Genomic DNA, 13,798 nt, shown 5'->3' on the forward strand with positions numbered 1-13,798 from the left:
GATCACTGGGACGGTCCGCTGGAAGGCCTGGTGGTGACGCGCTACGGCTACGCCGTGCCGTGCCAGCGCATCGAGATCGTCGAAGCGGCGCATCCGGTGCCCGATGCGGCCGGACTCGCTGCGGCCACGCGCATCGTGGAACGGGTGAGGGGTCTCACTCCCGACGACCTGGTGCTGTGTCTGATTTCCGGCGGGGGCTCGGCGTTGCTCGCACTTCCCCATGAGGGCATCACGCTGGAGGACAAGCAGCAGGTTGTGCGCGCGCTGCTCAAATCGGGCGCCACCATCAGCGAGATGAACTGCGTGCGCCGGCACCTGTCGGCGGTGAAGGGCGGGCGGCTTGCTGCCGCCTGCCATCCTGCGAAGGTCGTCACGCTGCTGATTTCCGATGTACCGGGCGACAACCCGATGGACATCGCTTCCGGTCCTACGGTACCCGATTCGACCACCTGCGCCGACGCGCTGGGCATCATCAAGCGCTATGGCATCGACGTGCCGGCGAGGGTGCGCGCGCTGCTCGAAAGCGGCGCAAGCGAAACCGTCAAACCCGGCGACCCGCGCCTCGCGGGCATCGATACGCGCATGATCGCCACGCCGCAAATGGCGCTGGAAGCCGCCGCGCAAATCGCGCGCGAAGCCGGCTTCGCCAGCCATATCCTGGGCGACAGCATCGAGGGCGAGGCAAGCGACGTCGGCAAGGTGATGGCCGGCATCGCGTTGCAGGTCGCGCAGCGCAAGCAGCCGTTCCAACCGCCGTGTGTGCTGCTCTCAGGCGGTGAAACCACGGTAACCGTGCGCGGCGAAGGGCGCGGTGGACGCAACGTCGAGTTTCTTCTTTCGCTCGCCATTGCGCTCGGCGCTCAGCCCGGCATCCACGCGGTGGCTGGAGACACCGACGGCGTGGACGGCCTGGAGGAAATTGCCGGCGCTTTTGTTGCCCCCGATACGCTCGCCCGCGCCTGGGCCCAGGGTATCAAACCTCGCGATGCGCTCACCGAGAACGACGGCCATGGTTTCTTCGAGGCGCTCGGCGACTCGATGGTGACCGGGCCGACACTGACCAACGTGAACGATTTCCGCGCCATCCTCCTCACTGAAAACGTCGCAAGAGAGAACTGATATGAGCACCGACACGCGCCGCAACCGCAATGCCAAGATCGTCGCCACACTGGGGCCGGCGAGTGCAGACCGGGCAACCATAGAAGCCCTGTTCCATGCTGGCGCAGATGTTTTTCGCCTCAACTTCAGTCACGGAACGCACGAAGACCACAAGCAGCGCCTCGATACCATCCGCGAGATCGAGCGCGATCTGGGCCGGCCGATCAGCGTGCTGCTCGATCTGCAGGGACCCAAGCTGCGGGTCGGCACCTTTGCCGACGGGCCGATCCAACTGGCGGCTGGAGACAGCTTCCGGCTCGATCTCGACCGCAACAAGGCGGGTGACAAGACTCGCGCCTCGCTGCCACACCCTGAAATCTTCGCCGCGCTCACCGAGGGCACGGATCTGCTGCTCGACGATGGCCGGGTGCGCCTGCGCGTCGAGCGCTGCGGTGCCGATTTTGCGGAGACGCGGGTCATCAACGGCGGCCCGCTGTCGGATCGCAAGGGCGTCAACGTCCCCGGCGTGGTGTTGCCGCTGTCCGCGCTGACCGAGAAGGATCGCAAGGACCTCGACTTCGGCCTCACGCTGGGGATCGACTGGATCGCGCTGTCTTTCGTGCAGCGTCCGGAGGACATTCGCGAGATCAAGGAGATCGTTAAGGGCCGCGCCGGGATCTGCGCCAAGCTGGAGAAACCGGCGGCGATCCTGAGTCTGGATGAGATCGTCGCGGAGACCGATGCCGTGATGGTGGCGCGCGGCGACCTGGGCGTGGAGATGCCCGCCGAGCAGGTGCCGGCGATTCAGAAACGGATCGTGCGGGCCTGCCGCAAGGCCGGCAAGCCGGTGATCGTGGCCACGCAGATGCTCGAGTCGATGGTCAGCGCGCCGGTGCCCACGCGCGCCGAAGCCTCCGACGTGGCCACCGCCATCTATGACGGCGCCGACGCGGTGATGCTGTCGGCCGAATCGGCTTCCGGCAAATATCCAGTGGAGGCGGTGAGCATGATGAACAGCATCATCACCCAGACCGAGGCGGACCCGCACTACCGGGAAGCGATCGAGGCGTCGCATTCGGCGCCGCGTGCGGATCTGGCGGACGCCATCGGCTGCGCGATGCGGCGGGTGGCGGGACTGCTGCATGTGGCCGCCACGGTCGCCTATACCAGCTCCGGCTATTCCGCGCTGCGCATGGCGCGCGAACGCCCTGAGGCGCCGATCATCGGCATGACGCCGCGGCTCGCCACCGCACGACGCCTCGCCCTCGTGTGGGGCGTGCATTCGGTGCTGTGCAACGAAGTGGAGAGCGTCCCCGAGATGAGCGATCTCGCCTGCCAGACCGCGGTGAAGGAGGGTTTCGGCGAGGCCGGCCAGACCATCGTCATCTCCGCGGGCATGCCCTTCGGCACGTCCGGCACGACCAACCTGCTGCGCATTGCGCAGATCTAGAACGGTAGTGAATGGTGGCTTAACTTGCTTCTGAGGAAGAAATGTCAATGGCAAAGATCCAGGATATCCGCGGCTACGAGATTCTCGATTCGCGCGGCAACCCAACGGTGGCCGCGGAAGTCTTGCTCGATTCCGGTGCGCGTGGCGTAGCGGCGGTTCCGTCCGGCGCCTCGACCGGTAAGCGCGAGGCGCTCGAGCTGCGCGACGGTGACCCCAAGCGCTACGGCGGCAAGGGCGTTCAAAAGGCAGTCGCACACGTGAGCAACGAGATCCGCAGCGCGCTAAAAGGGCGCAACCCGGCTGACCAGGCCGGCATCGACCAGACGATGATCGAGCTGGACGGCACGTCCACCAAGTCGAGTCTCGGCGCCAACGCGATCCTCGCGGTTTCGCTGGCGACGGCTCACGCCGCCGCGGCCGACGCGGGACAGCCGCTCTATCGTTACCTTGGCCGCGATCGGGAACCGCTCTTGCCGGTGCCGATGATGAACGTGATCAACGGTGGTGCTCACGCCGACAACAAGGTGGACGTGCAGGAGTTTCTGATTTTGCCGGTGGGTGCGCCGAGCTTCAGCGAAGCATTGCGCTACGGCACCGAGGTCTTTCATGCGCTGAAGCGCCTGCTGCATGACCACGGCCTGAGCACGGCGGTGGGCGACGAAGGCGGCTTCGCGCCGAATCTGTCGTCCAACGAAGAGGCGCTCGACATCCTCATGCGCGCCATCGAGCTGGCGGGATACCGGCCGGGCAAGGACATCTATCTGGGCGTCGATGCGGCGAGTTCCGAGTTCTATAGTGAAGGTAACTACCGCCTCGACGCCGAAGACAGGACTCTGAGTTCTGAGCAGTTCGCCGACTTTCTCGCCGACTGGGTGCGCAAATACCCGGTGCTGTCCATCGAAGACGGCATGGCCGAAGAGGACTGGAGCGGCTGGAAGCTTCTGACCGGCCGGCTGGCGAAGACCGTGCAGCTGGTGGGTGACGACGTGTTCGTCACCAATGCCGAGATTCTCAAGCGCGGCATCGACGAGGGCGTCGGTAATTCAATCCTCATCAAGGTCAACCAGATCGGCACGCTGACCGAAACGCTCGCGGCCATCGATCTCGCGCGCAACGCCGGCTACACCACCGTGATCTCGCACCGCTCGGGGGAGACGGAGGACGTCACGATTGCCGATCTCGCCGTCGCCACCGCAGCAGGGCAGATCGAGACAGGCTCGCTGTCCCGCTCGGACCGGGTGGCGAAGTACAACCGCCTGCTGCGCATCGAAGCGGAGCTGGGAAGCGCGGCCCGCTATGCCGGACGCGCGGCCTTTCCGGTCCTGAAATAGCCGTGGGTCGCGGTGTCCGCTGCGCGTTGCGTGCGGACACCGTCACCGAGCGGTAACAGAGCGGCAATAGAGCAGCAATAGAGCGGCAAAAGAGCAGCAATAAGGCGGCAATGAAGTGCCAATCGAGCGCCAATCGAGCGCCAACTCGCGTCTCGACAAATCATATCGTTGGAGGAAGACATGCCTAAATTCTTTAAGTCGCTATTCGGCCAGGTGGTCATAGCGCTGATACTCGGCATCGTGCTCGGTGTCTTTGTTCCCGAATTCGGGATCAAGCTGAAACCGCTGGGCGACGGCTTTATCAAGCTCGTGAAGATGCTGATCGCGCCGATCGTGTTCTGCGTCGTGGTGCACGGTATCGCCGGCGCGGGCGATCTGAAGAAGGTCGGCCGGGTCGGCGGGAAAGCGGTGCTGTACTTCGAGGTGATCACCACCATCGCGCTCGCTCTCGGTCTCGCACTCGGCTATGTGCTGCAGCCGGGCGTGGGCATGAATATCGACCCCAAAACCCTCGACCCGTCCGCGCTCAGTTCATACCTGACGACCGCCGCGCACGTGAAGAGCACGGGCACCGCTGAATTCCTCATGAGAATCATCCCCGATACCTTCATTGGGGCGTTTGCCAACGGCGACGTGCTGCAGGTGTTGCTGATTTCGATCCTGTTCGGCTGCGCGCTGTCGCTGCTGGGTGAGCCGTTCAAGCCGGTCACCTCGTTCATCGAGAAGATTTCGCACGTGCTGTTCAAGATCATGTTCTTCATCGTGAAGCTCGCTCCCCTCGGTGTACTTGGCGCGATCTCTTTCACGGTGGGCAAATATGGCCTCGGCTCGCTCAAGCAACTGGGTTATCTGGTCGGCACGTTCTACCTCGCCGTGGTGCTGTTCGTCATTTTTATCAGTGGCGGTGTGCTTCGACTGTGCGGATTCAATATCTTCAAGTTGATCCGCTATATGAAGGACGAACTGCTGGTGGTGCTGGGCACGGCTTCTTCCGATAGCGTGCTGCCCCAGATCATGCGGAAACTGGAGCGGCTGGGTATCAAGGATTCCACCGTGGGGCTGGTCATTCCCACCGGTTACTCGTTCAACCTCGATGCGTTTTCCATGTATCTCACGCTGGCAGCGGTGTTCATCGCTCAGGCGACCAACACGCATCTGTCGCTTAGCCACCTGCTCGTCATCCTCGGCGTGGCGATGATCACCTCCAAGGGCGCGCACGGCGTGCCGGGCTCGGCCATCGTGATTCTGGCGGCGACGCTCTCGGCCATCCCCGACATTCCGGTGATCGGACTGGTGCTGGTGCTGGCGGTCGACTGGTTCATGGGCATTGCCCGGGCGGCCGGCAACATGATCGGCAACTGTGTGGCCACCGTGGTCATCGCGGCATGGGAAAAGGACATCGACAAGGCGCAGGCGAGGCGCGTCCTCAACGGCGAAGTGGAAGTCGATCTCGACGAGCATGTCGAGGAATTCCTGCCTGGCGTCGGCACGGCGAAATAAGCCGCGCCGGACGCATGACGTCACCCCTTTTTACGGAGGTAGCACATGGATGAAATCGTCATCGTGGCAGCCGGACGCACGGCGGTAGGTAAATTCGGCGGTTCGCTCGCTAAGGTTGCCGCCGCCGACCTGGGCGCGCACGTTATCAGGCATTTGCTTGCGAAGATCGGCATCGGACCCGATCAGGTGAGCGAAGTCATCATGGGCCAGGTGCTCACGGCCGGCGTAGGGCAAAACCCTGCGCGCCAGGCGTCGATCCGTGCCGGCCTCGATCCGATGGTTCCGGCGATGACCATCAACAAGGTATGCGGCTCGGGCCTCAAGGCTACCCACCTGGCCGCGCAGGCCATCAAGGCGGGCGACGCCGAGATCGTGGTCGCCGGCGGGCAGGAAAACATGAGCGCGTCGGCGCACGTGTTGCCCAACTCGCGTGACGGCTTTCGCATGGGGGACGCGAAACTGGTCGACACGATGATCGTCGACGGTCTGTGGGACGCGTTCAATCAGTACCACATGGGCACCACCGCCGAGAACGTCGCGAAGCAACACGGCATTTCGCGTCAGGAGCAGGACGAGTTTGCCGCCCACTCGCAGCAGAAAGCCGAGGCGGCACAGAAGGCCGGCAAGTTCAAGGACGAAATCATCGCGCTGGAGATTCCTTCGAAGAAGGGGCCGACGCTGTCCTTCGACACCGATGAATTCATCAAGGCCGGCGTCACGGCCGAGGCGCTCGGCGGCCTGCGCCCCGCGTTCGCCAAGGACGGCACGGTCACCGCCGGCAACGCATCGGGTATCAACGACGGCGCGGCCGCGGTCGTGATGATGCCGGCCTGGAAGGCCGAAATGCTTGGGCTGAAGCCGCTCGCGCGCATCAAGGCCTATGCGTCGGCCGGGGTAGACCCGACCGTGATGGGCATGGGCCCGGTGCCGGCCTCCCAATTGTGTCTGAAGAAGGCCGGCTGGACCCCGCGCGACGTGGACCTGATGGAGATCAACGAAGCGTTTGCGGCCCAGGCGATCGCGGTGAACAAACAGATGGAGTGGGATACGAGCCGGATCAACGTGAACGGCGGGGCGATCGCGATCGGTCATCCGATCGGTGCTTCGGGCTGCCGCATCCTGGTGACGCTGATCCACGAAATGATCCGCCGCGACGCGAAGCGCGGGCTGGCCAGCCTGTGCATCGGCGGAGGGATGGGCGTGGCGCTTGCGATCGAGCGTTAGTCGTTAGTCAGTACTCCAGCACACCAGTCACAGTATCTAGCGAGCTGAAATCATGACCATTACCGTTAATACCCCGCAGGAATTCGTCACCCGCTGGCTCAACCTGGCGCAGCCACGCCTTGGCGCCAAGCCCCTATCCTGTACCGACGAGTGGTTCGCGCCGGCGGAGCGCATGCTGAGCCCCGACCCCGCGGTGTTTATCGTCGGCAAGTTCGACGACCACGGCAAGTGGATGGACGGTTGGGAAACGCGGCGGCGCCGCGGCGGCGGTTATGACCAATGCGTCGTCAAACTAGGGCTGCCCGGCATCATCAAAGGCGTGGAGATCGACACCAGCCACTTCACAGGCAACTTTCCGCCGGCGGCTTCGCTCGACGCGTGCTACAGCGAAGGCGATCCGACCGACAGCACGGTGTGGCACGAGGCAGTGCCGTCGGTCAATCTGCAAGGCAATTCGCACCACTATGTGTCGGTCGACGATGAACGCACCTGGACGCACGTTCGCCTGAACATCTATCCGGATGGCGGCGTCGCGCGCCTACGCATTCACGGGCAGGTTCAATGCAACTGGGACAAGCGCGATCCGCAGGCCGTGGTCGATCTCTGTGCGGTGGAAAACGGCGGCCGGCCGATTGCCTGGAACGACTCGCACTTCGGGCCGCCGCATCCGCTGTTGACACCGGGCCGTGGCGTCAATATGGGTGACGGTTGGGAAACGCGGCGGCGCCGCGAACCGGGCAACGACTGGCTGATCATCGAGCTGGGGCATCTGGGCACGATCGAGGAAATCGTCGTCGATACCGCTCACTTCAAGGGCAACTTCCCCGACCGCTGTTCGATCCAGGCGGCTCACGTGACCGGCGGCACCGAGCAATCGCTGATCACACAGAGCATGTTCTGGCCGGTGCTGCTGTCCGAGCAGAAGCTGGGCATGGACGCGATCCACAAGTTTAGCGAGCAGGTGCAAGGCATCGGCCCGGTCAGCCACGTGCGTCTGAACATCTTCCCGGACGGCGGGATCAGCCGTTTGCGCCTGTTCGGCAAGATCGCCTGAGCGCCGGCGAGGAGCAGGACATGTCATCGCAAACACTGGAGTTGATGCCACTGACGCACGAAGCTTTTGCGTCGTTCGGGGATGTCATCGAATACGAGGGTCGTGATTTTTTCCATATCAACGACAAGATGGTCGAGCGGTATCACGACCTCGCACGCGTGGACACGCAGGAGGCGGGCGGCCGGACGCTGATCAGCTGGCTGCGCGCCAAGCCGAATACGTTTCCGTCGATGGTCAAGTTTGTCGAGCGTCACCAGCTATCGAGCCAGGCGTTTATTCCGCTCGATAACAATCCGTTTGTCGTGGTGGTGGCGCCGCGCGGCGACACGGTCAAGGTCGGCGACCTGCGTGCCTTCATCACGAACGGCAAGCAGGGCGTGAACTATCACCGTGGCGTGTGGCATCACGTGCTGCTGGTGCCCAAGCGAGCGATGCAGTTCATTGTGGTCGATCGTGGCGGACCGGAACGCAACTGCGATGAATTCTGGTTTGGGGAAGAGGAGCAGCCCGTGCTCAAGGTATAGCCGGGCGCACGGGCCTATCGATCTGGCGGGACCGGCTTTCGTTGCCGGTTTCGCTTGTCGCGTAACAACGGATGCTGGTCGCAGCGGTATAGGCGACCCGCTTATCCGATCACAAAAATGACTTTGGAGGAGTTCAATCATGGCAGAACGAGTGGTACTGGTAACCGGCGGCATGGGCGGCCTGGGTGAAGCGATCTGCACGAAGATGGCGGACGCGGGCTATCGCGTCGCTACGACTTATTCGCCCGGCAATAAGAAGGTCAACGACTGGCTGGCGACGATGAAGCAGAAGGGTTACGACATCGTCGCCGTGCCCTGCGACGTGACTGAATACGACTCCTGCGCCAAGGCGGCCGCCGAGGTTCAGGCCAAGCTTGGACCGATCGATATCCTGGTCAATAACGCCGGCATTACCCGCGACATGACCTTCAAGAAGATGGACAAGGTCAACTGGGACGCGGTGCTCCGGACCAATCTGGACAGCTTGTTCAACATGTCGAAGCCGCTCGTCGACGCCATGGTCGAGCGCGGCTGGGGGCGGGTGATCAACGTGTCTTCCGTCAATGGCTCCAAGGGTGCGTTCGGGCAGACGAACTACTCCGCGGCCAAGGCCGGCGTGCATGGTTTCAGCAAGGCGCTCGCTCTGGAAGTGGCGAAGAAGGGTGTCACGGTGAATACCGTGTCTCCTGGCTATATCGGCACCGCGATGGTGACGGCCATTCCGAAGGAAGTGCTGGACTCGAAGATCCTGCCGCAAATTCCGGTCGGACGGCTTGGCAAACCGGATGAAGTGGCAGGTTTGATCATCTACCTGGCTTCCGATGAGGCGGCGTTCGTTACCGGCGCCAACATCGCCATCAACGGTGGGCAGCACATGCAGTAGCAGTGAGATCGGTAAACCCCGGTCTATACAAATCGAGAATGCAGTCGCACGCCATTATCCAGACACACGCGCACCGGAAAGCGGTGCGCCGGCTGGATCCCTGAGAGGCGATTTCGTGAGCCACGTCACCATGGTCTGTTGACTGTGGATGGCCGCGCACGGATCGCCTCGACCGCAGGAGGACCTATGCTTTACCAATGGCATGAATTACAGCGTGCGTTTCTGAGCCCGCTGACTGCCGGGGCGCAGGCTGCCTCGAACTCGTTCGCGAATCCGGCCAGCCCGCTCGCCTATGTGCCTGGCGCCAATCGGCTGTCGGCCGGCTGCGAGTTGCTGTACCGGCTCGGCAAGGACTACGAAAAACCTGAATTCAACTTGCGCCAGATCGTCAAGGACGGCCACCACATTCCGATCATCGAACAGACGATTATCGAGAAGCCGTTCTGCCGCCTGCTGCGCTTCAAGCGTTTCGCCGACGACAGCGGGGCGGTCGCGCAAATGAAAGACGAACCGGTCGTGCTGGTGTGCGCGCCGCTGTCCGGCCACCACGCCACGCTGTTGCGCGATACGGTGCGCACGTTGCTGCAAGACCACAAGGTCTACCTGACCGACTGGATCGACGCACGCATGGTGCCGCTCGAAGAAGGCGAGTTTCATCTCGACGATTACATCGCGTACATCCAGGAATTCATCCGCCACATCGGCGCGAAGAATCTGCACGTGATCTCGGTATGCCAGCCCACCGTCCCGGTGCTCGCCGCCATTTCGCTGATGGCGAGCCGCGGCGAAGACACGCCGCGCACCATGACGATGATGGGTGGCCCGATCGACGCGCGTAAGAGCCCGACTTCGGTCAATTCGCTCGCCACGCAGCATTCGTTCGAATGGTTCGACAACAACGTGATTCACACGGTGCCGCCAAACTATCCGGGCAGCGGCCGCAAGGTCTATCCGGGCTTTCTGCAGCACGCCGGCTTCGTCGCGACGAACCCTCAACGGCACGCGGCGTCGCATTGGGATTTCTACCAGAGCCTGCTGCGCGGCGACGAAGACGACGCGGAAGCACATCGCCGCTTCTACGACGAGTACAACGCCGTGCTCGACATGGCCGCCGAGTACTACCTCGACACGATCCGCGTGGTGTTCCAGGAATTCCGTCTCGCGGAAGGGACGTGGGACGTCGCCGGCGTTCGCGTGCATCCGCAGGACATCAGGAAGACTGCGCTCTTCACGATCGAGGGCGAACTCGACGACATCTCGGGCGACGGCCAGACGCGCGCTGCACACGAGTTGTGCAGCGGCATTCCGGAGAAGGACAAGCGTCACTTCACCGCGGAAAAATGCGGCCACTACGGCATTTTCTCGGGCCGCCGCTGGCGCACGATTGTTTATCCGCAACTGCGCGACTTCATCCTCGAGCACAACCAGGCATCGAGGCAGAGATCCAGGCACGATGCCGAAACGGTCGAGGCGTAAGTGAGCCGCGCGCTCCTCCGGGAAACGTGCTGACTGCATGCATCAGGCCTGTGAAGGTACGCAAGCCGTGCATCGACACAGTGTCATTCGCATCGTTGTAGCCTGACCGATCAAGGAAAAATCATGGCGACCCCGCTAGCGCTGCCCAAGGGTATGGAAATCTCGGCTGAGATCAGGCCGGGCTTCGAAACGATCCTCACGCGCGACGCGCTCGAACTCGTTGCGGAGCTGCATCGGACGTTCGAGCCGCGTCGCCAGGCGCTGCTGCAGGCGCGCGTCGAGCGCGCGAGGCGGCTCGATGCCGGCCAGCGCCCCGATTTTCTCGCCGAAACGAAGAGCGTGCGCGAAGGCGACTGGAAGATCGCGCCACTGCCGCAAGATCTGCAATGCCGCCGCGTGGAAATCACCGGTCCGGTCGAGCGCAAGATGATCATCAACGCGCTGAATTCCGGCGCGGATTCGTACATGGCGGACTTCGAAGATTCGAACGCGCCGAGCTGGGATAACCAGATCGCCGGCCATATCAATCTGATGGAAGCGGTGCGCCGCACGATTTCGCTCGAACAGAACGGCAAGTCTTACCAGCTCAACGAAACGCTCGCTACGCTGATCGTGCGTCCACGCGGCTGGCACCTCGACGAGAAGCACGTGTTGGTCGATAGTCAACGGGTGTCGGGTGGCATTTTCGATTTCGCGCTGTTCCTGTTCCATAACGCGAAAGAACAGCTGGCCCGCGGCACGGCCCCGTACTTCTATCTGCCGAAGATGGAAAGTCATCTCGAAGCGCGTTTGTGGAACGACATCTTCGTCGCCGCGCAGGAAGCGGTCGGCGTTCCGCGCGGCACGATTCGCGCGACCGTGCTGATCGAAACGATTCTTGCCGCGTTCGAAATGGACGAGATCCTGTACGAACTGCGTGAACACAGCTCGGGTCTGAACGCCGGCCGTTGGGACTACATCTTCTCGGAGATCAAGAAGTTCAAGAACGACCGCGACTTCTGTCTCGCCGACCGCTCGCAGATCACGATGACCTCGCCGTTCATGCGTGCGTACGCGCTGCTGTTGTTGAAGACCTGCCATCGCCGCAACGCACCGGCGATCGGCGGCATGAGCGCACTGATTCCAATCAGGAACGATCCGGCGGCCAACGACCGCGCAATGGTAGGCGTGCGCTCGGGCAAGGCACGCGATGCGAGCGACGGTTACGACGGCGGCTGGGTCGCGCATCCGGGCCTCGTGCCGATCGCGATGAAGGAGTTCGTGAACGTACTCGGCGACAAACCGAACCAGATCGGCAAGCAGCGCGACGATGTGCAGGTCACCGCGAAGGATCTACTCGATTTCCGTCCCCAAGCACCGATCACCGAAGCGGGCTTGCGCAACAACATCAACGTCGGGATTCACTACCTGGGTGCGTGGTTGACCGGCAATGGCTGTGTACCGATTCACAACCTGATGGAGGACGCGGCCACCGCGGAAATCTCGCGCTCGCAGGTGTGGCAGTGGATCCGCTCGCCGAAGGGCGCGCTCGACGACGGCCGCAAGGTCACGGTAGAACTGGTGCGCGATCTGACGAAGCAGGAACTCGACAACGTGAAGAAGGCAGTTGGCGGCGATACGAAGCCGTATGAACCCGCCGCGCAGATCTTCGAAGCAATGTCGACATCGGAACAGTTCACCGACTTCCTGACGCTGCCGCTCTACGAGGAGTTCTGACAAAGCGCATGCGTGAAGACGGTGCTCTCAGGAAAACATCGAACGCGTGTAAGACAGCAAGCGAGGCACGATTTCCTCTTCCAGACGCGCCACTGTCCAGTCCCGCTTCGGCGCGGACACCACCATGGCGCCGAGCACCTGGCCGTCGGCTTCGACGATCGGCGCGGCGACGTTGACTTCGAACATGATCGATTGCTGGTCGGTGAACGCATAGCCCTTTTCGCGCGCGGCGACGATGGCCCGTTGGAGCGTGTCTTTGTCGGTAATCGTGAACGGCGTGATCGGCTTGGGCGTGTTGTTCGCGGGGACGGCGTCGAGCCGCTCATCGTCCAGCGTCGAAAGAATCGCGAGGCCGCCCGAAGTACTGAGTGCGGGCAGCCGTCGGCCGACGAACGCAGTGTGGTAGTCGGCGTGCGGATGGCTTTGTACGTGCAGCAAGTGAACGATGTCGTTGTCCGCCAGTATGCAAAACGAACAACGCAGCCCGCAGTGGTCACGCAACTGCACCAGACGTGGCCAGATCGTCTTGATGATGCGGTTGCTCATCTGGAAGTTGAGCAGCATGTCGAGCGTCTTCACGGTCAGCCGGAAGGTCTTGTGCAGCGCATCCTTCTCGACATAGCCGCACGCCATCAGCGTGTCGACGATGCGCTGGACGGTCGCGACAGGGAGTCCGGTCAAACGGTGCAGGGCGGTCAGCGTGGGTACCGAGTTGGCGGGCGTGAACGCTTCGAGCACCCGGAAGCCGCGCGCGGCCGACGCGATGAACAACGGATCGTCTTCGTCTTCTTCGGGGGCCGCCGACGCGTCCTTGCCTTCGGCCGGGCGCGATACCGCGCGCGACCACGTCTGGATTCTGAGGTTGGAGAGAGCGCGCGCGGTGGCCAGCACGGGTTGCACAAACTGGCTGACCAGATCGTCTTCGTTCACTTCGCCAAGCCATCCGGATACCGATACAGCGGCAAGACACTCGCCATCCGCGTCGAGCACGGCGGCGCTGATCGTCGTTTCGTCATTGACGGTGCTGCCGGCTTCGAGGACATACCCCCGCGCGGCTGTGTCCGCCAACGCGCGTTCGCAGGCGGCCTGCTCAGCGGGCGTCAGGACCGGATCGGAAGCCTCTGCCAACTCCGCGATCCGCTCAGCCAGGACCTCGGCAGGAAGGTGCGACAGCATCGCGCGTCCGGGGGCGGAGGCGAGCGCCGGTAAGCGTTCGCCGATCGGCGCCATGGCGCGCGAATCGGCGGCGGAAGGCACGCGCGCGATGTTGACGACGTCCGCTCCCTGCATCACCCACAGATCCGCGCGCAGATGCGTGCGTGCGCTCAGATCGACCAGCTCGGGCATGGCCAGATCGATCAGATGATTCGTGCTGATGAAGGTGTGCGCGATGCACGCGCTCCGGTATGTCAACGACAGCGCCAACGACACCTCATCGCGGTGCAGGTACCCGCAGCGCACAAGGGTATGCGACTGTCATCAGCCAGCGGAACAACCTGGCGGTAGAACAGACGGTGGGCCGTGAGGCACGAATTGAGACTT

General features: G+C 63.0%; 11 protein-coding genes. 10 read left to right on the forward strand and 1 reads right to left on the reverse strand.

All coding sequences use genetic code 11. From position 1 onward, the window contains the following. The 10 genes from GNZ13_RS41240 to aceB all read left to right on the forward strand — a co-directional run. Positions 1 to 1,119: glycerate kinase type-2 family protein (locus GNZ13_RS41240; protein WP_172176009.1), on the forward strand; the 1,119-nt coding region annotated here is incomplete at its 5' end. Position 1,120: 1 nt separating this feature from the next. Continuing rightward, a complete protein-coding gene (pyk, locus tag GNZ13_RS41245; protein ID WP_172176011.1) occupies positions 1,121 to 2,548 on the forward strand; it encodes a pyruvate kinase in 1,428 nt (475 codons plus the stop codon). Positions 2,549 to 2,595: 47 nt separating this feature from the next. Then, positions 2,596 to 3,879 (forward strand): phosphopyruvate hydratase, encoded by a 1,284-nt coding sequence (gene eno, locus GNZ13_RS41250; protein ID WP_172176013.1) that lies wholly within the window; start codon positions 2,596 to 2,598, stop codon positions 3,877 to 3,879. A gap of 180 nt (positions 3,880 to 4,059) precedes the next feature. Continuing rightward, complete coding sequence (locus GNZ13_RS41255) at positions 4,060 to 5,379, forward strand: C4-dicarboxylate transporter DctA (RefSeq protein ID WP_172176015.1); 1,320 nt, start codon at positions 4,060 to 4,062, stop codon at positions 5,377 to 5,379. Between the two features lie 45 nt (positions 5,380 to 5,424). Then, entirely contained in the window at positions 5,425 to 6,603 is a 1,179-nt protein-coding gene (locus GNZ13_RS41260) for an acetyl-CoA C-acetyltransferase (RefSeq protein ID WP_172176017.1), read from the forward strand. A gap of 52 nt (positions 6,604 to 6,655) precedes the next feature. After that, a complete protein-coding gene (gene alc / locus GNZ13_RS41265) occupies positions 6,656 to 7,657 on the forward strand; it encodes an allantoicase (RefSeq protein ID WP_172176019.1) in 1,002 nt (333 codons plus the stop codon). A 20-nt stretch (positions 7,658 to 7,677) separates the two neighbouring features. After that, complete coding sequence (locus GNZ13_RS41270) at positions 7,678 to 8,181, forward strand: ureidoglycolate lyase (protein ID WP_172176021.1); 504 nt, start codon at positions 7,678 to 7,680, stop codon at positions 8,179 to 8,181. Positions 8,182 to 8,320: 139 nt separating this feature from the next. After that, positions 8,321 to 9,064 (forward strand): acetoacetyl-CoA reductase, encoded by a 744-nt coding sequence (phbB, locus tag GNZ13_RS41275; RefSeq protein ID WP_172176023.1) that lies wholly within the window; start codon positions 8,321 to 8,323, stop codon positions 9,062 to 9,064. A 186-nt stretch (positions 9,065 to 9,250) separates the two neighbouring features. Next, a complete protein-coding gene (locus GNZ13_RS41280) occupies positions 9,251 to 10,540 on the forward strand; it encodes a polyhydroxyalkanoate depolymerase (protein ID WP_172176025.1) in 1,290 nt (429 codons plus the stop codon). A 123-nt stretch (positions 10,541 to 10,663) separates the two neighbouring features. Next, on the forward strand, positions 10,664 to 12,256 hold the full coding sequence (aceB, locus tag GNZ13_RS41285; protein WP_172176027.1) for a malate synthase A: 1,593 nt from the start codon (positions 10,664 to 10,666) through the stop codon (positions 12,254 to 12,256). Between the two features lie 27 nt (positions 12,257 to 12,283). On the opposite strand, the gene GNZ13_RS41290 is transcribed toward aceB, so the two are convergent. Then, positions 12,284 to 13,669, reverse strand: a complete 1,386-nt coding sequence (locus tag GNZ13_RS41290; RefSeq protein WP_172176029.1) for an IclR family transcriptional regulator — start codon at positions 13,667 to 13,669, stop codon at positions 12,284 to 12,286. Positions 13,670 to 13,798 lie beyond the last annotated feature (129 nt).

The sequence above is a fragment of the Paraburkholderia elongata genome, from assembly GCF_013177735.1.
Lineage (GTDB): Bacteria > Pseudomonadota > Gammaproteobacteria > Burkholderiales > Burkholderiaceae > Paraburkholderia > Paraburkholderia elongata.